This window comes from Burkholderiales bacterium (genome assembly GCA_035560005.1).
GTDB lineage: Bacteria > Pseudomonadota > Gammaproteobacteria > Burkholderiales > Eutrophovitaceae > DASRFY01.
The window spans coordinates 91,747-118,121 of sequence record DATMAN010000027.1 but is presented as its reverse complement, the minus strand read 5'-3'; the positions used below and the strand labels follow the sequence as shown (position 1 = coordinate 118,121).

25 protein-coding genes and 1 pseudogene are annotated in these 26,375 nt (G+C 65.5%); 15 read left to right on the top strand and 11 right to left on the bottom strand.

Annotation, left to right across the window (positions count from 1 at the left end):
* Window positions 1-326: 326 nt before the first annotated feature.
* Entirely contained in the window at window positions 327-1,499 is a 1,173-nt protein-coding gene (locus VNM24_03260) for an enolase C-terminal domain-like protein (GenBank protein HWQ37617.1), read from the top strand.
* A 41-nt stretch (window positions 1,500-1,540) separates the two neighbouring features.
* Here VNM24_03260 and VNM24_03255 read toward each other — a convergent pair whose 3' ends face one another.
* The 6 genes from VNM24_03255 to VNM24_03230 form a co-directional block, all read right to left on the bottom strand.
* Complete coding sequence (locus VNM24_03255) at window positions 1,541-2,380, bottom strand: alpha/beta hydrolase (GenBank protein HWQ37616.1); 840 nt, start codon at window positions 2,378-2,380, stop codon at window positions 1,541-1,543.
* A 5-nt stretch (window positions 2,381-2,385) separates the two neighbouring features.
* Complete coding sequence (locus VNM24_03250) at window positions 2,386-4,038, bottom strand: hypothetical protein (GenBank protein ID HWQ37615.1); 1,653 nt, start codon at window positions 4,036-4,038, stop codon at window positions 2,386-2,388.
* Window positions 4,039-4,110: 72 nt separating this feature from the next.
* Entirely contained in the window at window positions 4,111-4,530 is a 420-nt protein-coding gene (locus tag VNM24_03245; GenBank protein ID HWQ37614.1) for a DUF3617 family protein, read from the bottom strand.
* Window positions 4,531-4,627: 97 nt separating this feature from the next.
* Entirely contained in the window at window positions 4,628-5,020 is a 393-nt protein-coding gene (locus tag VNM24_03240; protein HWQ37613.1) for a VOC family protein, read from the bottom strand.
* 83 nt (window positions 5,021-5,103) lie between these two features.
* Entirely contained in the window at window positions 5,104-5,556 is a 453-nt protein-coding gene (locus tag VNM24_03235; GenBank protein ID HWQ37612.1) for a hypothetical protein, read from the bottom strand.
* Window positions 5,553-6,263, bottom strand: a complete 711-nt coding sequence (locus VNM24_03230) for a gamma-glutamyl-gamma-aminobutyrate hydrolase family protein (protein HWQ37611.1) — start codon at window positions 6,261-6,263, stop codon at window positions 5,553-5,555. Before VNM24_03230 ends, VNM24_03235 begins: the two co-directional genes overlap by 4 nt.
* A gap of 274 nt (window positions 6,264-6,537) precedes the next feature.
* On the opposite strand from VNM24_03230, the gene VNM24_03225 reads away from it, so the two are divergent.
* The 10 genes from VNM24_03225 (at window position 6,538) to VNM24_03180 (ending at window position 18,488) form a co-directional block, all read left to right on the top strand.
* Complete coding sequence (locus tag VNM24_03225) at window positions 6,538-8,070, top strand: amino acid permease (protein ID HWQ37610.1); 1,533 nt, start codon at window positions 6,538-6,540, stop codon at window positions 8,068-8,070.
* A gap of 99 nt (window positions 8,071-8,169) precedes the next feature.
* The gene (locus tag VNM24_03220) at window positions 8,170-9,537 is read left to right on the top strand and encodes a glutamine synthetase (GenBank protein ID HWQ37609.1); all 1,368 of its coding nucleotides are present in this window, start codon (window positions 8,170-8,172) and stop codon (window positions 9,535-9,537) included.
* A 166-nt stretch (window positions 9,538-9,703) separates the two neighbouring features.
* Window positions 9,704-11,095: an aldehyde dehydrogenase family protein gene (locus VNM24_03215; protein HWQ37608.1), complete on the top strand. Its 1,392-nt coding sequence runs from the start codon at window positions 9,704-9,706 to the stop codon at window positions 11,093-11,095.
* A 212-nt stretch (window positions 11,096-11,307) separates the two neighbouring features.
* A complete protein-coding gene (locus VNM24_03210; protein ID HWQ37607.1) occupies window positions 11,308-12,483 on the top strand; it encodes an iron-containing alcohol dehydrogenase in 1,176 nt (391 codons plus the stop codon).
* A gap of 249 nt (window positions 12,484-12,732) precedes the next feature.
* The gene (locus VNM24_03205) at window positions 12,733-13,749 is read left to right on the top strand and encodes a transporter substrate-binding domain-containing protein (protein HWQ37606.1); all 1,017 of its coding nucleotides are present in this window, start codon (window positions 12,733-12,735) and stop codon (window positions 13,747-13,749) included.
* 246 nt (window positions 13,750-13,995) lie between these two features.
* A complete protein-coding gene (locus VNM24_03200) occupies window positions 13,996-14,694 on the top strand; it encodes a MotA/TolQ/ExbB proton channel family protein (GenBank protein ID HWQ37605.1) in 699 nt (232 codons plus the stop codon).
* Window positions 14,691-15,107, top strand: coding sequence for a biopolymer transporter ExbD (locus VNM24_03195; GenBank protein ID HWQ37604.1), 417 nt, complete (start codon window positions 14,691-14,693; stop codon window positions 15,105-15,107). The genes VNM24_03200 and VNM24_03195 overlap by 4 nt, the downstream gene beginning before the upstream one ends.
* Before the next feature lie 16 nt (window positions 15,108-15,123).
* Window positions 15,124-15,822 (top strand): TonB family protein, encoded by a 699-nt coding sequence (locus VNM24_03190; GenBank protein ID HWQ37603.1) that lies wholly within the window; start codon window positions 15,124-15,126, stop codon window positions 15,820-15,822.
* A gap of 565 nt (window positions 15,823-16,387) precedes the next feature.
* Window positions 16,388-17,686 carry a GGDEF domain-containing protein gene (locus VNM24_03185; protein ID HWQ37602.1) on the top strand — a complete coding sequence of 433 codons (1,299 nt, stop codon included), beginning with the start codon at window positions 16,388-16,390 and terminating at the stop codon, window positions 17,684-17,686.
* Window positions 17,687-17,777: 91 nt separating this feature from the next.
* Entirely contained in the window at window positions 17,778-18,488 is a 711-nt protein-coding gene (locus VNM24_03180; GenBank protein ID HWQ37601.1) for an SDR family oxidoreductase, read from the top strand.
* Window positions 18,489-18,539: 51 nt separating this feature from the next.
* Here VNM24_03180 and VNM24_03175 read toward each other — a convergent pair whose 3' ends face one another.
* The gene (locus tag VNM24_03175) at window positions 18,540-19,349 is read right to left on the bottom strand and encodes a methyltransferase domain-containing protein (GenBank protein HWQ37600.1); all 810 of its coding nucleotides are present in this window, start codon (window positions 19,347-19,349) and stop codon (window positions 18,540-18,542) included.
* 14 nt (window positions 19,350-19,363) lie between these two features.
* Entirely contained in the window at window positions 19,364-20,344 is a 981-nt protein-coding gene (locus tag VNM24_03170; protein HWQ37599.1) for a tripartite tricarboxylate transporter substrate binding protein, read from the bottom strand.
* Between the two features lie 213 nt (window positions 20,345-20,557).
* Here VNM24_03170 and VNM24_03165 point away from each other — a divergent pair, with 213 nt between their 5' ends.
* Window positions 20,558-21,217, top strand: coding sequence for a peroxiredoxin (locus tag VNM24_03165; GenBank protein HWQ37598.1), 660 nt, complete (start codon window positions 20,558-20,560; stop codon window positions 21,215-21,217).
* Between the two features lie 72 nt (window positions 21,218-21,289).
* Here the strand turns inward: VNM24_03165 and VNM24_03160 are convergent, their stop codons facing one another.
* Window positions 21,290-21,883 carry a DUF924 family protein gene (locus tag VNM24_03160; protein HWQ37597.1) on the bottom strand — a complete coding sequence of 198 codons (594 nt, stop codon included), beginning with the start codon at window positions 21,881-21,883 and terminating at the stop codon, window positions 21,290-21,292.
* Between the two features lie 157 nt (window positions 21,884-22,040).
* Between VNM24_03160 and VNM24_03155 the strand changes: the two genes are divergently transcribed.
* Both VNM24_03155 and VNM24_03150 read left to right on the top strand, forming a co-directional pair.
* Window positions 22,041-23,258 (top strand): pyridoxal phosphate-dependent aminotransferase, encoded by a 1,218-nt coding sequence (locus VNM24_03155; protein HWQ37596.1) that lies wholly within the window; start codon window positions 22,041-22,043, stop codon window positions 23,256-23,258.
* Window positions 23,259-23,355: 97 nt separating this feature from the next.
* Window positions 23,356-23,745 (top strand): PA2779 family protein, encoded by a 390-nt coding sequence (locus VNM24_03150; protein ID HWQ37595.1) that lies wholly within the window; start codon window positions 23,356-23,358, stop codon window positions 23,743-23,745.
* A gap of 89 nt (window positions 23,746-23,834) precedes the next feature.
* Here the strand turns inward: VNM24_03150 and VNM24_03145 are convergent.
* Window positions 23,835-24,068 (bottom strand): annotated as a pseudogene (locus VNM24_03145) (rhodanese-like domain-containing protein).
* A 5-nt stretch (window positions 24,069-24,073) separates the two neighbouring features.
* Here VNM24_03145 and VNM24_03140 point away from each other — a divergent pair.
* Window positions 24,074-24,496 (top strand): sterol desaturase family protein, encoded by a 423-nt coding sequence (locus VNM24_03140; protein HWQ37594.1) that lies wholly within the window; start codon window positions 24,074-24,076, stop codon window positions 24,494-24,496.
* Window positions 24,497-24,537: 41 nt separating this feature from the next.
* Here VNM24_03140 and VNM24_03135 read toward each other — a convergent pair whose 3' ends face one another.
* Complete coding sequence (locus tag VNM24_03135) at window positions 24,538-26,175, bottom strand: peptide chain release factor 3 (protein ID HWQ37593.1); 1,638 nt, start codon at window positions 26,173-26,175, stop codon at window positions 24,538-24,540.
* Window positions 26,176-26,375 lie beyond the last annotated feature (200 nt).

Below are 26,375 nucleotides of genomic sequence, written 5' to 3'. Positions count from 1 at the left end.
CGGGTGCCGGGCGTTAGCATACCGCCGACTCCGCCGCGCGGCGATGACGACGTGCTCGGCGCTCATCGGTGTGCGCGCAAGCGGACGACCACCCCCAGCAGGCAGGGCGGTCAGGCCTGATTGCCGGGACCTCGAGTCTGCCCTCGCTCATGAAGCGGAAGACGCTGATCGGGAAGACTCTCGCTACGGATTTCACAGGGTGCCCGTTGGCTCCCGTGGTGCTCGGTCATTGTCGGATGCATGGCTCGACCCGGCTTTTCTTTCGCGGTTGCGCGCTGATAGCATACCGCCCGACATTCAGACCGGCCGCGACCAGAGGAGAGAGGATGAGCCGCATCGACAAAGTAGAGGTGCACGTCTTTCAGTTCGACGCAAAAAATCTCGGCGCGGCGGGCGGCGGCGGAATCGGGGCGCTGGGCTGCAAGAAAGGTGCGACGACCCGCCTGACCAAGTACGCGGTGGCGATCATGACCGACAACGGCCTGCGTGGGGAGTACGTCACACACTGGGTTGGTTCGCCCTCGGCGCTCGGCCAGACGTTGATGCTGGCGCCTTGTCTCATCGGGCGCGAAGCCGAAGAGCGCGAAGGCATCTACGACGACATCAAGCGCGAGGCGCGCCAGTTCGACCATATGGGCCACGGCCCCCTCGACATCGCGCTCTGGGATCTTGCCGGCAAGAAGCTCAATGCCGCGGTGAGCGAACTGCTCGGCGGCTATCGCAAGCGCCTGCCCGCCTACGCCAGTACCTACATGGGCGATCGCAACGGTGTGCTGTCCTCCAAGGAGGCCTACGGCGACTTCGCGGTGCAGTGCTACGAGATGGGATACCGCGCCTTCAAGATCCACGGCTGGAACGAAGGCGACAAGCGCGAGGAAGCCGAAAACGTGCTGTACGTGCGCAGCCGCGTGGGCGACCGCATGGAGCTGATGCTCGATCCGGCCTGCCAGTTGCGGACCTTCGCCGATGCGCTCTACGTCGGCCGTGCGTGCGACGAAGCCGATTGTTTCTGGTACGAAGACCCGTTCCGCGACAGCGGCACCTCGGCATTCGCGCACAAGAAGCTGCGCGAGATGATCAAGACCCCGCTGCTTCAGACCGAGCATGTCCGTGGCGTGGAGCCGAAGGCGGATTTCCTCGTGGCCGGCGGCACCGACTTCCTGCGCGTCGATCCCGAATACGACATGGGGATCACGGGCTGCATGAAGATCGCGCACCTGGCCGAGTCCTTCGGCATCGACGCCGAGATCCACGCTTGCGGCCCGGCGCACCGCCATTGCATGTCCGCGATCCGCAACACCAACTACTACGAGATGGCGCTGGTGGGACCGGGCACCCCGAACGCCGTGCCGCCGGTATACAAGTGCGGCTACTCGGACCAGTTGGAAGCGGTTGGCAAGGACGGCTGCGTGCCGGTGCCTACAGGGCCGGGGCTCGGCGTCGAGTACGACTGGGATTTCATCGCCAAGAATCGCATCGCGCTGCACGAATTCAAGTAACCGGGGCCAGGCGGAGGACGAAGCCGATGCGCGGCTCCCTGTCAACGAGCACCGTCGAGCAGAAAGGAACGGATCAGGTTCTGGCGGCGCGCGTGAATCGCTGCGTCGGTATCCATGAATGGATGGCCGAAGTCCGGTGAAGTGACGACCTGCGCGCCGCGCAACCGCGCCACCTCCGCCAGCTCGCGCGAGTCGGCGGCCGGGACCACCCGGTCTTTTTCTCCTCGGACGATCAGCATGCGGGAGGCGTCCGGTGGAAGATTGTTCACCGGATCGTACCGTTCCGGACACCCGTAAGGCGAGAGGCGGCTCGGCGAGGAATCGATCACCGCGCGGTCGAAGCGCGCGCCCGCGCCGATGACGTTGGACAGCACGATGCCGCCGAAGGAGATGCCGTAGAGCAGGGCTTCGCCGGGGTAGTCCGCGCGCAGGGCTGCGAAGATCTCCCGATAGTCGGAGACGATCGCTTTGAGCCGCCGCCTGCCCTCGGAGTTGCCGTAGCCGCGGAAATCGAGCACGTGCACCACATGAAGCGCCGAGGTGAACGGTGCCAGCGCGTCGAGCAGTTGATCCGCCAGCATGGCGTTGCCCTGCGCAACCAGGATGAAACCCCGCGGCGCGACAGGCCGATCGGCGCGCAGCCGATAGCCGCGCAGCGTGCGCCCGTCCCGAGTCCGATGCGAAAAGGCCTCGACCGTGGCGCCGGCCACCGTGGCCGCCGCATCCGGGCGCGGCCTGCCCGCGGCAAGGCTCCACACTGCGAAAACGAACGGCTCCTTGATCGCGCCGCAGACTGTCTCTTCCAGATCGCCGGGCTCGCCGCCCGTGGTCTGCGCGGCGAAGACCGAAAGCGAGGCGAGCAACGACAGGCCGGTCAGCAAGGCGGTCAGGCGTTGCGGAAGCGGCTCAACTTGACGAAGACAATCGCCGCGAAGGGAAGCACGAGACCGATCACCGTGACGATGATGAGCAGAGTACCGAGCTCGCTGTAGTCGGCCGGCACCTTGACGGCTCCGGTCGCGTGGTCCCTGACCTCGCGTGTGACCGTGAAGACCTGGTTCAGATATTTGGTGCCGAGCTGGGCCGCGGACAGCGCGAGGTTGGTGAAGGAGGCCATCACCGCGAAGAAGGTGGCCTTGAGCTTGTCCGGCGCGGAGTTGGCGATCCAGGCGAGCATGGGAATCATCGCGATCTGTCCGAGCGGCGATTCGAGCGCGGTGTCGATCAGCGCGATGAAGCGTGCGTCCACCACGCCGTTGGTGTGCGCGGCGGTCCACTCGTGCAACCCGTAGTACATGCCGACGATGGGCAGCGCCAGGATCGTCCCGGCGACGGTGAGAAAGCCCACCACGTAGGCGATCGAGCGCTCCGCCATGAAGCGGCGGAAGATGAACATGCCGAACAGGGTGAGCACCGAGCCGATGAGCGAGAGCGTGGCGAGGAACTGCTGGTCGAAGCCGAGCACGTCGATCATCCACCAGGTCGACCCCGCGCCCGGGCCGGGCATGGCCCGGAACACGAACACGACGATCGCGGTGCCCACGAGCACGTTACGCGCCTCCGGCTCCAATTCTCGGGTCAGGCGCCAGATGAGGAAGATCACGATCGCCATCGAGATCACGAACACGATCTCCTCGGCGCCCGGAACCTTGCCCAGCCCCACGCCGAGCGAGAGAGCGGCGAACACCAGGCCGCCGCCGAGAATCCACCAGTTGACCGGAGGCCGCTGCGCGTGGACGTTCAGGCGCGCCTCGGCCTGGGCGCGGCTCAGGCCCTGGGCGATGAGCCGGGAGACCTGGCGCCGGTGAAGCGCGCTTGCCAGCAGAACTCCGAGCACCGAGATCACCGGAATGACGAGCGCGAGCTGATAGATGAACAGATAGACGCGTGCCTTCTCGGCTTCGGGCAGCGCCCCGGCGTCGCGCAGCACGTAGACGTTGACGACCGACACCAGCACCCCGCCGCCGATGATCGCCACGCGCCCCAGGGTCTGCATCGTCGTGTGCATGGACTTGCGCCGGGCCGCGTCGATGGGCGTGCCGTCGGGGTTGCTCCGCGGCACCGCCTCGACGGTCATCGCGTCGGCGACGACGTCCTGCAGCACGTAACCCACCGGGGCAAGCAGGGCGGCCGCGACGTACCAGCTCTCGATCGGGGCGATCGCGCGCATCGCTTCGGTATGGCCCAGCAGGCCGATCATGATCCCGATGCTGAGCGCCATCAGGCTCGCGCCGAGGTAGACCAGCAGAGATTTCCAGCGCCAGATCAGATCCACGAGATGACCGAGCGGCATCTTCAGCGCCCAGGGCAGCATGGCCCAGAAACCGAGGGCGGCGAGGAACTCGGCGGACAGGCCGAGGCGCTCCTTCACATAGAAGGTGCCCACGATTGCGGTCAGTCCCGAGATGCCGTAGGCGAGGTACACCATGAGCGGCGGCAGATACGAAAGCCGCATTTCGCGCCCCAGGGACAGGATGTTGCGGTCGATCCAGTCGCGGATCGCGATCAGGAACGCGGGCAGGGCAGAGGTCGAGGGCATGGTCGCGGCGATTCTGCGTTCAGTGGCGAGGCTCGGCCGCAAAGGACGGCGCACACGACACGCGCGCGCCGGTCATCGGCAGTCGCCTATACGGTGGTAGGACATGGTCATCGAGCCGCTGCGCGCGCGGCCTTCGATCTCGGTCGTGAAATCCTGGCTCATGACGAAGCGATCGGTCCCGCTCACCGTGATGCGGATGCGGGCGTTGTAGCGTACCGGACGGGTGCACGATACCTCGAAGCTGTGGGAGTTGCCCGACACCCTTTCCTTCGACGGCCGGCAGTCGCTGGCGGGGTCGCTGCGCCGGCTGAGATTGCGCAGGTCCCGCACCATCTCGGGCGTCAGGCAGATCGACTGCGTGCGCTCGCCCATTCCGGAAATCGACACTTCCCAGAGTCCCGGCCGGACTTGCAGGCCCTGACCGGCGGCGCGATCGTTCAGCAGCGCGAGGCTGGCGCTCAGCGTGGCGGCGAAGAACAATCGGCCTGACATCGGGGAGCACGCCCTTTCGATCGCACGGGATGGGGCAAAGAGTAATGCCCGTGCGCAATCGCCGCAATTCTTTCCGGATCCGGCCGGGTGCTGCGCGCTACGCGCCGTCCTCGGAGTATTCGGAGATTTCGATCAGGTTCAGGTCCGGATCGCGAAAGTAGATCGAGCGCATCTTTCCCAGCGCGCCAATGCGTGCGACCGGCCCTTCGACGATCTGCACGCTGCAGCGCCGCAGATGAGCGATCACCCGCTGCAGCGGCACGGCGGCGATCAGGCACAGGTCGCCCGATCCGGGTGTGGGTCGGTGCGCATGCGGAACATGCTCGGCGCCCGCGCGATGCAGATTGATCTTCTGGCGCCCGAAGGCGAGCGCGCGCCGGCCTTCGGCGAAAGTGACGTCCTCCATTCCCAGCACGCGCGAATAGAACGCACAGGTGCGCTCGACGTCGGCCACGGTGAGGACCAGATGGTCGATGCGGTCGATCTTCATGACGGATCTCCGGATTCGTGATCGGATCGCTCGCGCTCATGCGCCGTGCCGCTCCGGGAGCAGGCGTTCCCACGACCATGGAACTAGCAGGACGGCCGGTGCAGGCGCGCATCGACCTCCAGCGGTGCATCGGCATAGCCGAACTGCACGATCTGCGGCAGATACACCGACAGGAAGGCTTCGATCGATCCGTAGCATTCGTATTGATGGACGTGACGCAGTTCGTGCGCGAGCAGCGCCTCGCTCTCGAACCCCTGGCGGATGAGCACAGCGTAGCCCAGGGCGAGGCCGACGGTGTCCGGGCCAAGCAGGCCGGTCTGCAACGCCGCTTCGCGCAGTTCCGCGTCTTCCGGCTGCGGGATGGATTCGACCACCCGCACGCGAACCCGCTCGCCAGCGCGGACCCCGGCCTGCTTTGCCAGCGCCCTTCCGGCGTCATCGAGCGGCTGGCCGTGCCGCAGGGCCCGGCTGGCTTGCTCCTGGGCCCAGGCCACGGCCTTGGGTAACAGGCGCGGAAGGGCCTGCTCCAGGTTCATCGCTGGCGCGCCGCTTCCACCAGCGCGTCGAACAGGCGCTGCTGCAACGGATCGGCTGCGGCCGAAAGCTCGGGATGCCATTGAACGGCGACCAGCCAGGGGTGATCCGGCATCTCGATGGCTTCGACGATGCCGTCCGGCGCCGTGGCGACGACCTCGAAGCCGTCGGCCACCTTGCGCGGCGCCTGGTGGTGCCAGGAAGTGACCTCGCACTGCGTGCGTTGGAAGATACGCATGAGCCGCGAGCCCGGCTTGATTGCGATCGGATGCGGCACCGGCTCGCGCGGGGGGGCCCGGTGCAGGACGCGCTCGCCGACTTCTTCGGGAATGTGCTCGATCAGCGTGCCGCCCTGCACGATGTTGAGAATCTGCGCGCCGCGGCAGATTCCGAGCGTCGGCAGGCCTGTGTCGATGATGCTGCGCGCCACGGCCAGCTCGAGCGCGTCTCGCTCCGAATCCACCCCGTAATTGGTTTCATGCCGGCGCCCCCCATAGCGGTCGGGGTCCACGTCGCCTCCGCCGGTCAGGATGAACGCGTCCACCTCCCCGAGCACGGCCTGCCAGTGGGGTTCCCCGGGCGCGAGCAGTACCGGAACGGCGCCGGCGCGACGCACGCAATCCACGTATTCGGCCGGCAGGGTGAAGCGTCCGTCGCTGGTGCGACCGTAAGTGGTGAGCCCGATCAGCGGTCTGTCACGGCGCGGCATGCGGCTCCATCGGCTGGCTGGGGAGAACACGCCGATTGTAAAGGCAAGTCTCGGCGGGCCAGAGGGCAGAATCGCCGCGCCCCGTTGCCCGTCCCGGCCTTATCCACCATACTCCGCGCTGGCCGCACGGCGCGGCAGTTCGCGTGTCACGCCGTTGTCATGCCTGCGCCTGCTGCCATGCCGCATCCGGCTGCGTCGGGTGCGACTCCAGGGTGTGTGGGCGCGCGTCGTAACCGCGCCCAGATGATCAACATCGCGTCATCCAGGGGGAAACATGCAGAAGAAAAAGGTCGGTAGCGTCGAATATCACGAGGCCGGATCGGAGTATTTCGCCAAGCGGGAACTCAGACGTCACGCCCGCGTCTGGTCGCTGTGGGCGTTGGGGGTCGGCGCCGTCATCTCCGGGCACTTCTCGGGCTGGAACTTCGGCATCGGCGCCGGGGGATGGGGCGGTCTGTTCTGGGCGGCGATCATCATCGGCATCATGTACGTATGCCTGTGCTTCTGTCTGGCGGAGATGTCGCCCGCCCTGCCGCACACCGGAGGCGCCTATTCGTTCGCGCGCAGTGCGATGGGCCCCTGGGGCGGCTACGTGACCGGCCTGGCGGAGAACATCGAATACGTGCTGACGCCGGCGGTGATCGTGTTCTTCATCGGCTCCTACCTGGGCAGCATATTCGGCACGCCGGCGCAGTTCCAGCCGGTCTGGTGGGTGCTGATGTACGTGGTCTTCGTGGGCCTCAACGTGCTCGGCGTCGAGCTCTCGTTCAAGGTGTCGGTGCTGGTGACTTTGCTGGCGCTCACCGTGCTCGTGATCTTCTGGGTGAGTGCGATCTTCTCGGGGCAGGTCGACTTCTCGCGCTGGGCGCTGAACATCGGTGTCGGACCGGACGGAAAGCCGGTGGAGTTGCCGGAAGGCGGCGGGGAGTTTCTGCCGATGGGAATCAACGGCATCCTGGCCGCGTTGCCCTTCGCGGTGTGGCTCTACCTGGCGATCGAGGAGCTGCCGCTGGCGGCGGAAGAGTCACACGATCCGAAGAAGGACATGCCCAAGGGCCTGCTGCTCGGGATCGCTACGCTGGTCTTTTCCGCGTTCATGATCTCCTTCTTCAACGCCAGCATTCCGGTCAGGTCATCCGACGGAACGGCGAGCGGCGCGTTCTACCTCGGCAGCTCGGGAGAGCCGCTGCTCGACGGGTTCCGCGCGCTTTACGGCACCGAAGCCGCCAACATCCTGTCGCTGTGCGCGGTGATCGGGCTGATCGCGAGCTTTCACACCATCATCTTCGCGTTCGGGCGCCAGATCTACTCGCTGTCGCGCGCCGGCTATATCCCGCACTGGCTGTCGCTGACCCACGGCAAGCACAAGGTACCGCACGTGGCGTTGATCGCCGGCGCGGTGCTCGGCTTCGTCGTGATGATGGCCGTCTACCTCATCAAGGGCGAGGCGGCGGGCGCCTTCATCGGCGCGCAACTGCTCAACATGGCCGTATTCGGCGCGATGATCTCTTACGGACTGCAGGGCCTGTCGTTCATCATGCTGCGCATGCGCCTGCCCAACATCGAGCGGCCGTATCGCAGCCCGCTCGGACTCGCGGGTGCCTATATCACGATTCTCATCGCGGCGGTGACCCTGTACATGCAGTTCCAGGATCCGGCGTATCGCGGCGGGGTGATCGGGGTGGCGATCTGGTATGCGGCGGGCATCGTGTACTTCGCGGTGTACGGCCGCAAGACCCTGGTGTACTCGCCGGAAGAGGACTTCGCCGTCAAGGCGCGCGCGGCGGCCGGGATCGACAAGGCCTGAGCGCGGAGTTCTAGGACTGCGGCCGCCGGCCGGTCACGGCCGGAGGCCGGATGTTTGTTATCCTGCCCGCGATCGAAACGACGGAGCGCAACTGCCGCCATGAAAGCTTCCGAGGTCAGGACGGCCGCCGACGCAAAGAAGATCGTCGGCGAGCGCAAGCTCACTCACGTCAAAGTCGGCGTGTTCGACATCGACGGCATCATGCGCGGCAAGTACATGGCGCGCGAGAAATTCTTCAGCGCCCTGGACAAGGGGTTCGGGTTCTGCGACGTCGTGCTCGGCTGGGACTCCAACGACCAGCTCTACGACTGCGTCAAGTACACGGGGTGGCATACGGGCTACCCGGATGCGCCGGTGCGCATCCTGCCGGAGAGTTGCCGCGACCTTCCATTCGAGCCCGGAATGCTGCTTTTCCTCGGCGAGTTCGCGGACGCGGGGGAGGCGATCTGCCCGCGCGGCGTGTTGCGCAAGGTGATCGACAGGGCGCGCAGCATGGGCTTCGAGGCGCAGGCCGGTTTCGAGTACGAGTACTTCGTCTTCGACGAGACTCCCGATTCGGTGCGTGCCAAGCACTACCGGGATCTGAAGCCGATGGCGCCGGGCTTCTTCGGCTACTCGATGATCCGCAATTCCGTGCATTCGGACCACTACCTCGAGACACTCGATCTGTGCGAGAAGATGCGCTTTCCGCTCGAGGGCTTGCACGAGGAAACCGGTCCCGGCGTGCTGGAAGCCGCGATCGCGGTCGACGGCGCGCTGGAAGCCGCGGACAAGGCGGCCCTGTTCAAGACTTTCGTCAAGGTGCACGCGCAAAAACGCAATCGCATGGCGACCTTCATGGCGAAGTGGTCGCCGGACTATCCGGGACAGAGCGGGCACATTCACGTCTCGCTGAGGTCACGCGCGGGCAAGGCGCTGTTCCACGACCCCCGGGATGCGCACGGGATGAGCAAGCTGATGAAGCAGTTCGTCGCCGGCCAGCAGGCGCTCATGCCCGAGTGGCTCGCCATGGTGGCCAGCACGGTGAACTCCTACACGCGGCTGGTACCCGGCTTCTGGGCCCCGACCAATGCGACCTGGGGCGTGGAGAACCGCACTTGCGCGCTGCGCGTAATTCCCGGTTCCGAGAAGAGCCAGCGCGTGGAGTACCGGATCGCAGCGGCGGACGCCAATCCCTATATCGCGCTGGCGGCCGCGCTCGCCTCGGGCTTGTACGGGATCGAGAACGGCTTGACGCTCGGCAAGCCGGTGGAGGGCAATGCCTACGACCAGAAGCCCTCGCCCAAGGGCGCGCTGCCGACGTCGTTGTGGGAGGCCGCCCAGCGCCTGAAGGCGTCCAAGCCCGCACGCCAATGGTTCGGCGACGCTTTCGTCGACCATTTCGCCGCAACCCGCGAATGGGAAGAGCGCCAGTTCCGCAAAGCGATCACCGACTGGGAGCTGGCTCGCTACTTCGAGATCATCTAGACCGCCCAGCGCGACAAGAACGTCAAGAGTGCATGCCGAATCGACACGACCAAGGCGCCGCTTGCCCCTATGCTGCAAGCCGTGCCGAGCGCAAGTTGCGGGACAGGGACTGTGCTGCGCGCTGCCCGGATCGGGTGGGCCCCGGTGGTTCGCGACTTGAAATCCCGTGAGCGACCTGCAGAGGACGATTTCGCCGGTTGACGGCCGGGTGTACGTGGAGCGGCCGCTCGCCACTGCCGCACAAATCCAGCAGGCGCTGGAGCGCGCGAAGGCAGCCCAGGCCAAGTGGCGGCTGGTGCCGCTCGCACAGCGCGCGGCGACGCTGACCCGCTTCATCGACGCCTTCGTCGCGAGGAAGCAGCCGATCGCCGAGGAAATCTCCTGGCAGATGGGGCGGCCGATCAGCCAGTCGCCCGGGGAAGTGCGCGGATTCGAGGAGCGGGCACGCTACATGGTGTCGATTGCGGCCGAAGCGCTGGCCGAGATCGACGCAGGACCCAAAGAGGGTTTTCGACGGTTCATCCGGCGCGAACCCCTGGGCGTGGTGCTGGTCCTCGCGCCCTGGAACTACCCCTACCTGACGTCCGTGAACTCGGTGGTACCCGCGATCATGGCCGGCAATGCCGTGATCCTCAAGCACTCGAACCAGACGCCGCTGTGTGCCGAGCGCTATGCGGAATGTTTCCGCGAGGCAGGATTGCCGGAAGGGGTGTTCCAGTACGTTCACTGCACACACGATGACGTGGCGCGCATGATCGCTTCGCCGCTCGTCGATTTCGTGGCCTTCACCGGATCGGTCGAAGGCGGGCGTGCGGTGCAGAACGCCGCCGCGGCGCGTTTCGTCGGCACCGGCCTGGAACTTGGCGGGAAGGACCCGGCGTACGTACGGCCTGACGCGAACCTCCGGCACGCGATCGAGAATCTGGTCGACGGGTCGTTCTTCAACTCCGGGCAGTCGTGCTGCGCAATCGAGCGCATCTACGTGCACGAGAAGATCTACGACCGGTTCGTCGACGGGTTCGTGGCGCTGACACGCACGTATCGGTTGGGCAACCCGCTCGATCCGGACATCAATCTCGGACCGATGGTGCGCGCACGCGCCGCGGACTTCGCGCGCGGGCAGGTGAGGGAAGCGATCGCCCAGGGCGCGCGATCGCTGATCGATCCGAAGGAATTCCCCGCCGATCGCGAAGGCACGCCTTACATGGCCCCGCAGGTGCTGGTCGACGTCGACCACCGCATGCGCCTGATGACCGAGGAGAGCTTCGCGCCGGTGATCGGCATCATGAAAGTGAAAAGCGACGAAGAGGCGATCGCGCTGATGAACGACAGCCGCTATGGGCTCACCGCTGCCGTCTGGACCGAGGATCCGCAAGCGGCGATCGCGATCGGCGATCGCGTCGAGACCGGAACCTGGTTCCTGAACCGCTGCGACTATCTGGATCCGGCGCTTGCCTGGACTGGAGTGAAGGATTCCGGCCGCGGCTGTACGCTCTCGCGGGTGGGCTACGAGCAGCTCACCCGCCCGAAGTCGTTTCACCTTCGCATCAGGACGTAGCTTCCGGCACATCGCCAGGGACGTCAAGCAGATCCACGGGCCGGAGACCCGGAATTATCAACGCAACAACGCAAGATGCGCTACACCACTGCAAGGACCTCGCCGGTCGTGCGCGCATTGTGCGTCCGCGTGGGTGGTCTTTCGCTTTGTTGCCGGGTATTCCTGGCGGCCGTGCTGTACCTGGTGGTTCGCCCTTTTCCTGAGATTCCCCGATGATCGATCCGAAATCGCTGAGCCGGAACTGGAACTATCCGACCTCGGTGCGCTTTGGCGTGGGCCGCATCGCCGAACTGCCCGCGGTGTGCAGGGAACTGGGCATGAAACGTCCGCTGCTCGTGACCGATCCGGGACTGCGCAAGTTGCCGATGATCGAGCGTGCGCTTGCCGCGCTCGAGCGCGCCGGCCTAGGCGAGGCGGTGTTCTCCGACATCCGTCCCAATCCGGTCGGCCGCAACGTCGAGGACGGCGTGGCCTGTTACAGGGCGAGCGGCTGCGACGGGGTGATCGCCTTCGGCGGGGGCAGCGCGCTCGACGTCGGCAAGACCATCGCACTCATGGTGGGGCAGACGCGCCCGGTGTGGGACTTCGAGGACCGCGAGGACTGGTACAAGCGGGTCAACGTCTCGGGCATGGCCCGGACGATCGCCGTTCCGACCACGGCCGGAACCGGCTCCGAAGTGGGACGCGCGGCGGTGATCCTCGACGAGGCGACGCACGTCAAGAAGATCATCTTTCATCCCGGGATGATGCCGGCGGTGGTCATCGCCGATCCGGAGTTGACCGTGGGACTTCCCGCGCGGATCACCGCGGCCACCGGGATGGACGCGCTGGCCCACAACCTGGAAGCCTATTGCGCACCCGGATTCCACCCGCTCGCGGACGGCATCGCGGTGGAAGCGATGCGGCTGATCAAGGAGTGGCTGCCGGCCGCGGTGCAAGATGGAAAGAACCTGGTGGCGCGCGCGCACATGCTCGCCGCCGCGAGCATGGGCGCGACCGCCTTTCAGAAGGGTCTCGGCGCGATCCACTCGCTCTCGCATCCCGTGGGCGCGCTCTACAACACCCATCACGGCGAGACCAACGGCGTGGTCATGCCGTACGTGCTGATCTTCAACCGCCCAGCAATCGAGGAGCGGATGACCCGGCTCGCGCGTTATCTCGGCCTGCCGGACCCGGGTTTCCAGGCCGTGCTCGACTGGGTACTGCGGCTCAGGAAGGAAATCGGGATCGCGCACACGTTGGCCGAGCTGGGGGTGAAGGAAGCCGATCTCGACACGCTCACGCCGATGGCGGTGGACGATCCATCCACCGGCGGCAACCCTCGGCCGGTCGGTCATGCCGAAATGCGGCAGATGTTCGTCAAGGCCATCCGGGGCGATCTGAGCTAGACCACGGCACGGCGGCCACACAGCCGATGTTCGCCTTTCGTGAGGCGGGTACGTGCCTCCGTCGCCACGTGCCGAAGAGGGTCGATTTGCTATAGCATTGCGCCGTTCGACTCCAGGCGCCGCCACGCATTCGGCACCTTGTCGCAGCCAATCCCGGGACAAGCTCGCGACGACGTGGTCATCCCACGCCGGCCATGCAGCATTGTCTCGCGCAGCCTAAGACCGAACGACGATTTCGAGAATACCCGGATGCTCCGATACCTTCGACGGGCCACGCTCCTCGCGCTCATTCTGGCCGTGGGCGCCCCGGGACCCGGGCGTGTGCTGGCCGAGGATCAGGTATTCGCGCTCGAACCGGAATACGTCTGGGGCAAGAATCGCAAACCGCGCCTCGGCTATCGACCGCCCGAAGTGTTCGACCCGCTTTCCGACCGGCTCTACCAGTCCGGCTACCGCGACTACCCGCCCACCGCCGTTCCCGACGAACTCAAGCAGGTGGATGCGATGACGCGGGTGGAGAAGATGGGCCGCATCCTGGCCTGCGCCGACGGCTGGTTCTGGCCCTTTTCACGCACCGCGCGAAAGAACGAGCCGGCGGGCATCGAGATCGAACTGCTGAAGACGATCGCCGCCAAGCACGGCTGGCAGGTCGACATGGCGTGGGTCAACATGTCCACGCGCTTCGGGCCGGGGGCGCCGGGAGCGGCGTACGATCGCTCGATCAACAAGGGCGTCTGCGACATCGTGCTGGGGCTCACGATCACCGGAGACGATCATCACATGCCGCGCAACCGGCTTGTCTTCACGCGTCCGTTCATGAGCACCGGCTTCGTGCTGGTGACACAGGGCCCGGCGAAGTCCGTGCGGACGCTGGAGGATGCCAGGGCCATGGGCATCAAGGTCGGCGTGCCCGCCTACTCGCCTGTCGCGGAGTACGCGCAGGCGCACGGCATCCCGTACACCACGTTCTTCCAGAATTACCAGGTGATCGACGCCATGGTGCGCGGGGAGATCAACGCGGCGATGATCTGGTCTGGCTCGATCTCCCAGGCCAGACTCGAACACCCGGAAGCGGAGTTCGAGATGGTGAAGGGCTACGTGCCGATACCGGAGATGCGCTGGAACAGCGCCTGGGTAGTCAAGGAGAAGGAAGTGCAGTTCAAGAAGTTCATCGACGAATCGTTCCAGCAGATGCTGAAAAGCGGAGAGATCAAGCGCATCGTGGAGCGTTACGGCATGCCCTTCTACCCGCCTGTCGAGAACTAGACCAGCAAAGCGAAACACGACGACACGAAGAATGTGAAGCGCAGAATGAATGTACCAGGGACTTGGGTCACCACCGAGCAGGCCCCGTGCTGTGTTCCTCCTTCGGTAACGGCCGGGGTTGCGTGCAGTCTGCCCAACAAGGTGCTTGCAGTGGCCTGATTCGATTGCTTTCGTCGTGCCTTCGTGTCTCGTGTTTCGCTCTTTGGGTTTGCTTTTCTCCAGCCGGATTGTCATAGGAAACGATCAATGTTCGAGAAACTGATACAGCTGAGCGTCATGTCCGGCGGCCTGCTGCCGCTGATGGCCGTGCTGCTGCTCGTCACGCTGGCCGTGATCGTCGAGCGCTCGTACTTCTTCCACCGGGTGCTGAAATCCGGCCTGGCGATGGAGCACGACCTGCAACTGGTCGAATATCAGAACGTTGAAAAGCTGGAGAAGCTCGCGGCGCACTACGAAGGCTCGCTGCAGCGTTCGATCATCTCCGCGGCCCTGGCCTCGCGCGGCCAGGACGCGGACACGATGGACCGGCACATAGAGGAGGCGATCATGTGGCAGCTGCCGAAGATCGACCGCTATGTCTGGGTACTCGACACCTCGGTCACACTGGCGCCGTTGATGGGCTTGCTCGGCACGATCATCGGCATGGTTCACGCCTTCGACGTGCTCGGCACGACGGGCGCCGGCGGGGCGGCCACGCAGATGGTGACCGGAGGGATCGCCGAGGCACTGGTGGCCACCGGCGCAGGCCTGTTCATCGCCATCATCGCCGTGCTGTTCCTCAATGACTTCAACAAGCGCGTGAGGCTGGCGCTGCATCAGATGGATCTGCTCAAGGTAATGGTGATCAACCGCTTCTATGGCGGCGGCTCGGCGCACCAGGGCGTGCCGGTACGCGAGGCCCATGCCGGAAACGTGATGGCGATCCGCGACCGGAGGACCCAGTGAAGCGGCACGTGCGCACCGGCTATTTCGAGGCGGATCGGCCGAGGGTCGAGGTCATTCCGATGATCGACATCATGATGTTTCTGCTCGTCTTTTTCGTCGTGATTTCGCTCAACATGATCGCCGGTAGCGGTGTTGCGCTGGAAATTCCGGGCTCCAGGACCACGCAGCAAATCAAGAAGTCGACGGTGACGGTGGGGGTCACGCGCGCCGGCGAGATCGTGCTGGAGGGAAGAAAAGTCAGCAGCGACGAGTTGAAGAACCGGCTGGTGCAGCTGAAGAAGGATGGGGTGGTCGACGTCGTTCTCGCCGGCGACAAGGAGGCGTCGCTGCAAGTGCTGCTCGGCGTGATGGACGCGATTCGCGGGGCCGGCATCTCTTCGGTGGGTATCGCAGCCAGGGCCGAAAAGAAATGAGCGGCGCTCACGCCTGATGTGGCAGGCCTCGACGGTGCGCGGTGCCCTGTGGGCGCAGCCCGAAGATCTGAGCGAACAGACTTTGCCGTGGTGGCGGGCGGCATTGATCGCGCTCGGTCTGGAGGTGATCGTTCCCTTTCTGGTCTTCGGCGTCGACTGGTCCTTTCTGGCTTTCTACGAGCCGCCACCCATTCCGGTCGTGTCGGTGCGGCTGGAGCAGCCGCCGGAGACCGTTGCGCTGCCGCCTCCGGAAAAGCCCAAGCCCGAGCGGGTTCCACAGCCCAAGCGCCCGGCGCCGCTGCGTAATCCGATCGCCGTCGTAGCGCCGAAGCCGTTGCCGGACGAGGCACCGTCGAAGATCGAACTGCCGAAGCCGGAACCCAAGCCGCTGCCCAGGCCGAAGGAAGAAGAGAAGAAGCCGGAGGCTCCACCCGAGCTGCCACCGCTGCCTTCCGTGTTTCGCGACGTCAAGCCGGTGAAGAAAGTGAAACCGAAGTACCCGTCCGAAGCGGAGGCTCAACACATTCAGGGCCGGGTGAAGGTGCGGCTTCGCGTTGCGCTCGACGGCTCGGTCACCGACGCCGAAATCCTCGTGTCCGAACCGCCCGGCGTGTTCGACGCGGCTGTGCTCGAAGCCGTGCGCCAGTACAAGTTCAAGAAGGACGGCACGACCTATCAGGCCGACCAGGAGATCTTCTTCAAGATCGACGAATAAGAGGGCGCGCGAATCGGTCGGCGCGTCAGCCATCGATGCACACCGGGTGGTGTGGACGCTCGAGACTTCACTCGGGCGGGCCGTTTCACAGGGGTCCGGTCTGCGTAGCTCGCTTCGACTACGCTGTCGGCTCAGATGGGCCCGACGCATCGAGCATGATGCATGGCAGTACGGGCGCTCCGCGGTTCGCGCCTGCGCGGCCGCAGCCGGCGGGAATTTTCCGGACTGCGTCCGCTTGCGGAAATCCGCGGGGCAATTGTCGCCGTTCGGCTACGTCCCCTGCCTGCGCGCAGCGCCGGTCGATACCCGCTGCGTGAGTACAACTTTGTTGTATTGAGTCTTTCCTTGCGGGTCGACGAATGGCACTGAACTTGCGCCCGGATTTGCGGCCTCAAAAGGACCGATAGCAGAAAACCGGCCGCAGCGCGATCGGAGGAGTGACCATGCGTGCGAAGCCAGCGCTCGAACCGCATTCCCGCGCGTCCACGCGCTCGATGGAATGCGGCCCCGAGGCGTGCCATCCGTCACGGACAGCCGCGCCCCTCGGGATGACCCAGGGGCCGGCATGGTGATCATCGGTCACCATGGTGCGTCCCGAGACCTGTCCGCATCCAGCCCGGCCTCACGCGCCGCTCTGAACTTCGCCGCGCCAGCAGGCGTACTCGGACTGGCGCTGCTGCTCGCGGAGCATCTTCCGGATCGTCCCGGAGCGCTTTCCGCGCTCAGGGCGTTCGGACCGGCGCTCGTGCTTTTCGTGGGCGCATTGGTCAGCCTCGCTTTCCGGCGCGGGCGCGCGCTGTTCGCGATCCTGTCGCTGGCCGTGGCTTACGCCGTGCTTCGCTTCCTGCTGCATGGCGAAGCGAGCGGTTTCGTGGCCAGGACGTTGGGAGGCGCGGCGGCCATCCTCGTGCCGCTCAACATCGCGGTGTATTCGCTGGTGCAGGAGCGCGGCGCGCTCAATGTCTACGGGTTGCGAAGGGGCGCGCTCATCCTTTTCGAGTGTCTGTTGGTCCTGGTGCTGCTGGACCGTCAGACCGAGATCACCGATCTGATCTTTTATCCACTGTTCGGCGCTCTATCCTTCTGGGACGCGCGCCTGCCCCAGCTCGCCCTGCCGGTCACGGCGCTAGCGTTGCTGGTGACCGGGCTGAACGCGACGATCCGCAACGCGCCGATCGACGCGGCGTTCTGCGGGGCGATCGTGGCTTTCGCCGTCGCCTCCGCCGCCTTGTCGGCGCCGGAAGGCCTGGCGATCTACGTCGCGGCCGCGGGCGGGATGATCACGGTGGGTGTCCTGCAGGACTCCTACCGGATGGCCTTTCACGACGAACTGACCGGCCTGCCCGGCCGTCGAGCGCTGAACGAGAGAATGCTGAGTCTGGCCGGGCGCTACACCATCGCGATGGTGGACGTCGATCATTTCAAGTCGTTCAACGATCGCTGGGGGCACGACGTGGGCGATCAGGTGCTCAAGTTGGTCGCCTCGCGCCTGCGCCACCCCGGCCGCGGCGGTCAGGCCTATCGATACGGGGGCGAGGAGTTCGCGCTCCTGTTTCCCGGGCGGCGGCTGCTCGAGGTGCTGCCGCGATTGCAGAGTCTGCGGCGCGACATCGAGAACTACCGTTTTCTGATTCGCGAGGGCCGCCGCGTCGAGAGGGACAGCCCCAAGGCCCGCGCCGCCATGCCGGCGGATGCGCCGCGCACGCCGGCCTCGGTCACGGTGAGCGTCGGCGTGGCCGAGCGCAACGAGCATCAGAGCACGCCGGGTGAAGTCCTGAAAGCGGCGGACGCCGCGCTCTACCGGGCAAAGGCCGAAGGCCGCAATCGCATCTGCCGCTGGCCTTCCGCCACTCCGTTACCCTGAGCCGCCAGCGCCGGCTCTCGGGCCAGTTGCCTCGGCGGCTTTGCTCGCATAGCTTGTTCGCTATCTCGAACCTGATGAGACAAGGTGCGTCATGCGCGGCAGGACCGTGGTGATCATTGGAGCGACAGGCGGAGTCGGCGAAGGTCTGGTCGAGGAGTTCCTGGAGGCCGGAGCCAATGTCATCGCTACGTCGCGCTCACCCGAAAAGCTCGAAGAACTCCGATCGCGACTCGGAAGTCCGGCGGCTCTGAAGGGCGTTACAGGGGGCGCCGGCTCGGAAGAAGAGGCTGCCCGCCTCGCGCGGGACGTGAGCGGGGTGAGCGCGACGATCGACGGCGCCATCGCGTCGATCGGAAGCTGGTGGCAGGGTCCGCCGCTGCTGCAGACGGCGTTGCACGATTTCGATGCCGTCATCGCGCAGCGGCTCACTTCGCACTTTCTTGCCGCGAAAGCGATCGTCCCGCTGATCTTGAAGAAGCCCGCGGGCTTCTACTTCCTGATCGGGGGAGCTTCGGCGGAAATCCCGATTCCGAACTCCGGCCCGGTATCGATCGCGGGGGCGGGCCAGGCGATGTTGACCAGGGTCCTGCGCGCCGAGGCGAAGGGGCAGCCGATCCGCATCCAGGAACTCATGGTCTGGACGACCATCGCGACCCGCGCTCACGGCGGCAGTGTCGACCCGGCCTGGATCACGCCGCGCGAGGTCGCGCGCCACCTGATCGCGCTGGCAGCAGACCCGGCCAGCGACAGGGAGGCCGTCGTGCATCTGCGGAAGCGTGCCGACGTCGGAAAGGTGTCGTGAGGGGCTGAGCGGGGTGGCAGCGAAACACGAAGGCTCCTCGGTGACGGCAGCCTAGGGCTTGCGGGCGCTGGCAAGCACCGCGGGCATGGGCAATTCCACTGCGCCGTCTTTCGCCTCGTAGGGTAGCGCCGCTTCCAGGAGCGCCGCGCGAATTGCGGCCATGGCCTCGGCGGACTGCGCGCGCAACAGGGCCGCGGTGCGAACCGTGCTCCGCGCCACGCCTTCGATCCACGCGCTCGCCGAAGTAAAGCGCCAGGTCTGGGCGATCTCTGTCGTCTTCACGTCGGTGAAACCCAGGCCGGTCAGCGTGCGGCGGCATTCGCCGGGATCGCTGAAGCGGAAAAAGGGCGGACCTTCGGGCAAGCCCGCCGCCGGGTTGCCCAATCGCTCGACCGCCCCGGCGACGAGCCCGAAGCCCACCGCCCGGTCCGCCTGTGCCCAGACCGTGAAGGCGACTCTTCCCTGCGGTCGCAGCACGCGCTGCGCTTCGGCGAGGGCCTTGTCCGGATCCGGAAAGTGCAGCAAGCCGAAGGCGATGGTCACGGCATCGAAACTGCGATCGGCAAAGGGCAGCCGTCCGGCAAGGCCTTCACAGAACACCACGCGCGGATAGCGCCGGCTTGCCTCCGTAACCATGGCGGAAGAAAAGTCGATGCCGGTGACCATGGCGCCGCGCTCCTGAGCTGCGCCGGCCAGATGGCCGGGACCGCTCGCCACGTCGAGCAGGGACTTGCCTGCTCGCACATCCGCCGCGTCGAGCAGCGGCTGGATGCACTGTGCGGTGAGTTCACCGAAGACATCGTCGTAGGTCGTGGCGACCTTCTGCCAGCCCTCGTGCTCGAAGGCACCGAACGCGTCCATGGCCTAGGCCTACTTCAGTCGACGCGCACGCCGGCTGCCCGGGCGAGCGCCGCGAGCGCCTCCTGTTCGCGCCGAATGAAGGCGGCGAATGCCTCCGGCGTATTGGTGACGACCCGGCTGCCCTGCTCGGCGAGGATGCGCTCCATCTCGGCAGATCGCAGCGCGCGCACGATCTCCCGATTCAGGCGCGCCACGATGTCCTTCGGTGTGCCCGCCGGCGCGAAGAATCCGCCCCACGACTTGTGTCGCATCTGCGCAAGGCCCACCTCGGACGCACTGGGTACGTCGGGCAGCGGCGCCACCCGCTGTTCGCCGATGACCATCAGCGCCTTGAGCTTGCCCGCCTTGATCAGCGGGCCGCTGGACACCGGGTAATCCCACATCAGCGACAAGCGGCCGCCGGCTACGTCGATCAATCCCTGGCTGGAGCTCTTGTAGGGGACGTGGACGATTTCGATGCCCGCGACCTTGTTGAGCTGGAAACAGAGCAGATGGCTGAGCGTGCCGTTGCCCCAGGAACCGATCGTGAGCGCGCCCGGTTTGCGTTTGGCGAGCGCGATCAGCTCCCGCATCGAATCGACTCCGAGGGCGGGGTCTGCAACCAGAATCGCCGCAGTTTCCGCGTACTGGGTAATCGGCGCAAAGTCCCTGCGCGGATCGTAAGGGAGGCTCGACTGCACCGCCGGGGCCACCGCCTGTTCTGCCACGCTGCCAACCAGCAGCGTGTAGCCGTCCGGCGGCGATTTCGCCACGTAGGCCGCGCCAATGGTTGCGCCTGCGCCCGGCCGGTTCTCCACGAGTACCGAAACGCCGAGCGGACCGCTGATCCGCTCCGCCACCTGGCGCGCGCGGATGTCCACCGTGGTACCTGCCGCATAAGGGACGACCAGGCGAATGGGTCTGTTCGGGAAACTGTCGGCCAGTCCCGAGCCGCCCGGCGGCAGCAGGACCGTGGCCGCTGCCAGACAGAGCAGCGCGTGCATGCGCGGTGACATGGGTCAAGCTTATCGCATCGGCGCACACGCGCGGTGCGTCACCGCGACGCAGAACGGAATCGCTCCTCACAGCACAGCGCGCGGCGTAGAATGAACGCCCCTCTCTTGCGGGACTTTCGCCCGACTGGATGGCGAGAGCAATGCCTGCCGCGGTGCGTGCGGCGACATCCAGTCCGGGACCGGCATCAATAACCCTATTGGAGGTGAATGAATATGTCGTTGCGTATCGGAGATGAAGCGCCGGACTTCACGGCCGAAACCACCGAAGGAACGGTCCGGTTTCACGAATGGATCGGCAACGGCTGGGCGATGCTGTTCTCCCACCCAAAGGATTTCACTCCGGTGTGCACCACCGAGCTGGGCTACATGGCGCGCGTGAAGTCGGAGTTCGACAAGCGCAATGTCAAGATCATCGGTCTGAGCGTCGATTCGGTGGAAGACCACCGCAAATGGGCCAGGGACATCGAGGAGACCCAGGGGGTCGCGCCCAATTACCCGATGATCGGCGATCCGGATCTGAGAATTGCCAAGCTCTATGACATGTTGCCGGCCAGCGCCAGCGGCGACGCAGGCTCGCGCACGCCCGCCGACAACCAGACCGTGCGCTGCGTATTCCTGATCGGCCCGGACAAGAAGATCAAGATGATCCTGTACTACCCGATGACAACCGGGCGCAACTTCGACGAAGTGCTGCGCGCGATCGACTCGATCCAGCTGACCGCCAAACATCGGGTGGCCACGCCCGTCAACTGGAGACAGGGCGAGGAGGTGATCATCGCCGGCTCGGTGAGCGACGAGGAGGCGAAGACGGTGTTTCCCGGCGGCTGGAAGGCGCCAAAGCCCTACCTGCGCATCGTGCCGCAGCCGAAGTAGCCCCGGTCGCATGGACATGAGAGGAAGGCGCCTTGGGCGTCTTCTCTTGGCGGAGAGCGCCGCATGTCGGAATCAGAACGATGATCCCGGTGTCCGAAGAAACGCGATTTCTTCGGGCGTGGAGGGGCGACCGAGAATCGCGTTGCGATGGGGAAATCGGCCGAACCGTTCGATGATGTCGCGGTGGCGCACGGCGTAATCGAGAAAGCCGTCGAACAGCGCGCGCTGCGCAGCCGGTGCGCGGTTTGCCAACTCGCTGAAGAGCCCGACGGACTGTGCCTGGTCCTCGGCTGATTCGGAGTGCTCGAGCGGCAGGTAGAAAAACACCCGCTCGATGAGTCGCAGCGTCCGGTCGTCGCCCACAGCGATGCCTTCCTGGCACTGCAGCCGCGCCACCGGATCGAAGGCGAAGGCCCGCGGCGTCCCGCGATAGATGTTGCGCGGGAACTGATCGGTCAGCAGGATAAGCGCCAGTCGCCCGTGTGCGGTAGCGGCCCAGTGCGTGAGCTCGCCGCGCCCCGCGGCTTCGACCAGATCCTGGAATCGCTCCCTGATCTGCGCGTCGACCGCGGAATCCTTGCTCCACCACAGCCTGGACTTCTCCGCGGCCGCAGCGGCGTCATCGGCGTTCGAACCGAACCAGAAGCGAAGGATTTCCTGGGTCATGCCGCTCGCCCGCGCCCGGGCCTCAAGACGATGGGACAGGTGGTTTGACCCTGTATTCGACCGCGTGATATAAAGCTAAGCACTATTAATGACTTACGGGCGGGTCGCGGAGCCGCGAATCCCGCCTTTTTCAATTCCCGGGGGAGCAATCGGAATCATGCCTTCGATATCGCGCCGGTCCAACGAGCTGGGCACCGAGAACGCTTTCGTCGTGCTGGCCGAGGTGAGCGACCTGCTTCGCGCGGGCAAGGACATCATCTCGTTCTGCATCGGTCAGCCGGACTTCCACACGCCGAAGAATATCCAGGAAGCCGCGGTCGAGGCGATTCACGCGGGCAGGCACGGTTATACGCCTTCAGCCGGCATTTTCGAACTGCGCGAAGCGGCAGCGAAGTACCTGAGCCATACCCGCGGCATCCAGATCGATGCCGACGACGTGGTGGTCGGAGCCGGCGCCAAGCCTTTCATCATGTATTCGATTCTCGCCACCACCGACCACGGGAGCGGCGACGAAGTGATCTACCCCAATCCCGGCTTCCCGATCTACGAATCGCAGATTCGCGCCATGGGTGCGGTACCGGTTGCCGTCCACCTGCACGAGGCGCGCAATTTCAGCTTCGATCCGAACGAGCTGGAGTCGAAGATCACGCCGAAGACCAAGCTGCTGATTCTGAACTCTCCGCAGAATCCGACCGGCGGCATCATTCCCAAGCACGACATGGCGGCGATCGCCGAAATCCTGCGCAAGCATCCCCAGGTCTGGGTGTTCGCGGACGAGATCTATTCGCAGCTGTGCTATGAGGGCGAATTCGTGTCGCTCACGCATTTTGCCGGCATGCAGGAGCGCACGATCATTTGCGATGGCGCTTCCAAGACCTGGGCCATGACCGGCTGGCGGCTGGGATTCGCCGCGAACCAGATGCTTGCACCGGTGTTCACGCGCTGGGTCACCAACACCGATTCCTGCGCTTCTCAGATCAGCCAGTGGGCGGCGGTGGAAGCGCTCACCGGCCCGCAGGACGATGCCAAGAGAATGCGCGAGAGCTTCTGCGAGCGGCGCAGCCTGATCGTAAGGCTGCTGAACGAGGTGCCGGGCGTGACTTGCAAATCGCCGGGCGGCGCGTTCTACGTGTGGCCGAATATCAGCGAGGCCTGCGCCATGATCGGCGCCAAGGACTCAGAGGAGTTCCGCAAGCGGCTGCTCAACGAAGCCGGTGTGGCGGTGCTGGCCGACATCCACTTCGGTCCCCGCGTGCCCAATGAAGGCCAGCACCTGCGCTTCAGCTATGCCGCTTCCAACGAGGCCATCCACAAAGGCGTGGAACGCATGGCGGACTTCATCCGGAAGAACACGAAACTCAAGAAAACGGCCTAGCCAGAGGGGACATGAAGAGCAACGGGCATCGACGACTCTTGTCTGCGATCTGCGCGGCCTGCGTGACTCAACCGCTCTTTACCAGGGAGATCGAAAAGTGAAAAGACTGCTTGCGGGGTTTCTGGTTGTGTGGATGGCGTTGCTGGGCCAGGTGCAGGCCGCGGGCCTGATCACGACCGAGCAGATCGTCGCGGCGCGCGACGCAACCGCCGACCGGAGCTTTGTGCTGGAGACGCTGCGACGGGCCGAAGTGCGGGCGAAGATGCAGGAACTCGGCGTGGATCCCCGGGCAGCCGAAGAACGGGTGGCGGCGCTCTCCGACGAGGAAGTCTCGACGCTGGCGCACAAGATCGAGAGCGCGCCCGCCGGCGGAGTGAGCGTGCTTGGCTTTTTGCTGGTGATCTTCATCGTGCTGCTGATCACCGACATCCTCGGCTATACCCAGATCTTTCCGTTCGTCAAGCACGGCAGCGGCAAGCCCAGGTAACGGGTGCTCCCGCGCTTGCCGCGGGGCACGCTCGAGGACCGCCGGAGGGCAAGACCCGGAGAACTCACGCCGGTTGTTTGCCCGCCTGCTCAAGCTCGATGGAGCGGGGCCGGGCCGGTTGCCTCGACCGGCAAGCCGGCGCTCTTCCACTCCGGCAGTCCGGTCTCCAGTCTGCGCGCCTTGTAGCCCTTGCTGCGCAATGTCTTCACGGCGCTGAACGCCATCAGGCAATGAGGCCCTCGGCAGTAGGCGACGATCTCCTTGCGCTTGGACAGATCGCCGAGCCGTTTTTGCAGCTCCGGCAGCGGAATGTTGATCGCCCCCGTCGATGCTCGTCAAGGCGGCGGTGATCTTTGCTTTCGGCCCGACGGCGCAGGCGGTGATGATCTTCGAGGTGGTGTTGGACGGCGCCGCAGTGTTCAACCACGCCAATGCGAGCCTGCCCGCGGGGCCGGACAGGATACTGCGCTGGCTCATCGTCACGCCCGACATGCACCGCGTGCATCACTCAAAGGACCCGCGAGAAACCAACGGCAACTACGGGTTCAACCGCTCGGTTTGGGACCGGCTGTTCGGCAGCAACCGCGCTCAACCGCGCCTCGGCCATCGCGCGATGCAGATCGGCGTGAACGGGCTGGAGAACCCGCGACGGTCGCTGAAACTGCACGGCCTGCTCATGATTCCTTTTCTGCCGGTGACGGACAACGCCGTCACTCATCGCGATCGACATGAAGGCGCTATTCATCCTTAACGATCCGCCCTACGGATCGGAGCGCAGCTTCAACGCCCTTCTCAGGCGCGGCCCGGACCCTCCGTCGCAGCGCCGGCCGGCTGTCCGGCGTGCTCGCGGACGTCGTGGAACGCGATCTCCGGCCAACGTTCCATGGTCAGTTCGAGGTTGGGGCGGGAGGTAGCCAAGTAGGCGAGACTGCCCGAGGCGTCGATCGCCAGGTTCGCCGCGAGCTTCTCACGGAATTGGGCGAGCTTCGAGGGATTGCGCGAAGTGATCCAGCGTGCGCCATACAGGGACAGCGGCCGGGTCGTGGCCTGCACCCCGTACTCTGTCCTGAGGCGATGCACAACGACATCGAACTGCAACGCGCCGACCGCGCCGAGAATGACTTCGTTGCCGAGCAGCGGGCGAAAGACCTGGATCGCACCTTCCTCGCCGAGTTGCTGCAACCCCTTCTGCAGCTGCTTGCTCCTGAGCGGGTCGCGCAGCGTCACCGCCTGGAACAGCTCGGGCGCGAAATAGGGTATGCCGAGAAACGACAGCGTTTCGCCCTCGGTGAAGGTGTCGCCGATGTCGATGCTGCCGTGGTTCATCAAGCCGATGATGTCCCCAGGCCAGGCGTCCTCCACGGTCTCCCGGCGCTGGGACAGAAAGCTCACGACCTGGTTGGCGCGCAGCTCTTTTCCCGAGCGCACGTGCAAGAGGCGCATGCCACGCTCGAAACGGCCTGAACATACGCGCAGGAAAGCGATGCGGTCGCGGTGCTGCGGGTCCATGTTGGCCTGGATCTTGAAGACGAACGCGGAGAAGCGAGGCTCGTCCGGATGGACTTCGCGTTGCAGGGTCGCGCGTGGACGCGGAGCGGGCGCCTGCGAAACCAGTGTGTCCAGCACCCGGTCAACGCCGAAATTGTTCATTGCCGAGCCGAACAACACCGGGGTCAACTCTCCCTCCAGGAAATGTTCGCGGTCGAATGCGCGGCCTTCGGCGCGCAGCAGCGCGATCTCCTCGCGCGCATCGGCGATCTCGGCGCAAAACCGGGTCTGCAGCGCGTCGCCGCCGAGCCCCGGAACGTCCTCGACCGCGCGCTCGTCCGCCGCCCCTGCGCCGGGGTAGAGCAAGATGCGATCGGCTCCCAGATCGTAGATCCCGGCGAGGCGCTTGCCCATGCCGATCGGCCAGGTGACCGGCACGCAGTGGATCTTGAGCACTTCTTCGATCTCGTCGATCAGTTCGAAGGGATGGCGGCCCTCCCGGTCCAGCTTGTTGATGAACGTGATGATCGGCGTGTTGCGGCGGCGGCACACCTCGAGCAGCTTGACGGTCTGCGGCTCCACGCCTTTGGTGCAATCGATCACCATGAGCGCGGCATCCACCGCGGTCAGCACGCGGTAGGTGTCTTCCGAGAAGTCGCGGTGGCCCGGCGTGTCGAGCAGATTGATGACGCAGTCCTTGTATTCGAACTGCATGACCGAGCTGGCTACCGAGATGCCGCGCTCCTTTTCAATCGCCATCCAGTCCGAGGTCGCGTAGCGGCCGCTCTTTCTGGCTTTCACGGTACCCGCTGCCTGGATGGCGCCACCGAACAGCAGCAGCTTCTCGGTGAGCGTGGTCTTGCCGGCATCCGGATGAGAGATGATGGCGAACGTCCGGCGCCGGGCGACTTCCGGAGACAAGGGCGGATTGAATCGATCCATGACGGTACTACTGGCTACGGCGGCACGTGAGGCCGCGATTGGGGAATCCCCCGGAAACACCAGGGGCCGCGGGTGCCGCCGAAGGCGGCGATGGAAGGCGATCTACATGGCGCGCGGCATTTTAGGACCAATGGCCGACACCTGCAATCGACACAGGACATCGCGTGCAGCGCAGCTGGCGCGAATCGCCACGAGCGGCC

Coding starts and splice junctions, on each gene's coding strand:
- VNM24_03210 (HWQ37607.1), top strand. CDS start 11,308: ATGATCGATCCGAAATCGCTGAGCCGGAACTGGAACTATCCGACCTCG.
- VNM24_03225 (HWQ37610.1), top strand. CDS start 6,538: ATGCAGAAGAAAAAGGTCGGTAGCGTCGAATATCACGAGGCCGGATCG.
- VNM24_03250 (HWQ37615.1), bottom strand. CDS start 4,038: ATGCCCTCGACCTCTGCCCTGCCCGCGTTCCTGATCGCGATCCGCGAC.
- VNM24_03190 (HWQ37603.1), top strand. CDS start 15,124: ATGTGGCAGGCCTCGACGGTGCGCGGTGCCCTGTGGGCGCAGCCCGAA.
- VNM24_03140 (HWQ37594.1), top strand. CDS start 24,074: ATGCTCGTCAAGGCGGCGGTGATCTTTGCTTTCGGCCCGACGGCGCAG.
- VNM24_03160 (HWQ37597.1), bottom strand. CDS start 21,883: ATGACCCAGGAAATCCTTCGCTTCTGGTTCGGTTCGAACGCCGATGAC.
- VNM24_03170 (HWQ37599.1), bottom strand. CDS start 20,344: ATGTCACCGCGCATGCACGCGCTGCTCTGTCTGGCAGCGGCCACGGTC.
- VNM24_03245 (HWQ37614.1), bottom strand. CDS start 4,530: ATGTCAGGCCGATTGTTCTTCGCCGCCACGCTGAGCGCCAGCCTCGCG.
- VNM24_03165 (HWQ37598.1), top strand. CDS start 20,558: ATGTCGTTGCGTATCGGAGATGAAGCGCCGGACTTCACGGCCGAAACC.
- VNM24_03220 (HWQ37609.1), top strand. CDS start 8,170: ATGAAAGCTTCCGAGGTCAGGACGGCCGCCGACGCAAAGAAGATCGTC.
- VNM24_03185 (HWQ37602.1), top strand. CDS start 16,388: ATGGTGATCATCGGTCACCATGGTGCGTCCCGAGACCTGTCCGCATCC.
- VNM24_03200 (HWQ37605.1), top strand. CDS start 13,996: ATGTTCGAGAAACTGATACAGCTGAGCGTCATGTCCGGCGGCCTGCTG.
- VNM24_03180 (HWQ37601.1), top strand. CDS start 17,778: ATGCGCGGCAGGACCGTGGTGATCATTGGAGCGACAGGCGGAGTCGGC.
- VNM24_03235 (HWQ37612.1), bottom strand. CDS start 5,556: ATGAACCTGGAGCAGGCCCTTCCGCGCCTGTTACCCAAGGCCGTGGCC.
- VNM24_03155 (HWQ37596.1), top strand. CDS start 22,041: ATGCCTTCGATATCGCGCCGGTCCAACGAGCTGGGCACCGAGAACGCT.
- VNM24_03205 (HWQ37606.1), top strand. CDS start 12,733: ATGCTCCGATACCTTCGACGGGCCACGCTCCTCGCGCTCATTCTGGCC.
- VNM24_03175 (HWQ37600.1), bottom strand. CDS start 19,349: ATGGACGCGTTCGGTGCCTTCGAGCACGAGGGCTGGCAGAAGGTCGCC.
- VNM24_03135 (HWQ37593.1), bottom strand. CDS start 26,175: ATGGATCGATTCAATCCGCCCTTGTCTCCGGAAGTCGCCCGGCGCCGG.
- VNM24_03240 (HWQ37613.1), bottom strand. CDS start 5,020: ATGAAGATCGACCGCATCGACCATCTGGTCCTCACCGTGGCCGACGTC.
- VNM24_03230 (HWQ37611.1), bottom strand. CDS start 6,263: ATGCCGCGCCGTGACAGACCGCTGATCGGGCTCACCACTTACGGTCGC.
- VNM24_03260 (HWQ37617.1), top strand. CDS start 327: ATGAGCCGCATCGACAAAGTAGAGGTGCACGTCTTTCAGTTCGACGCA.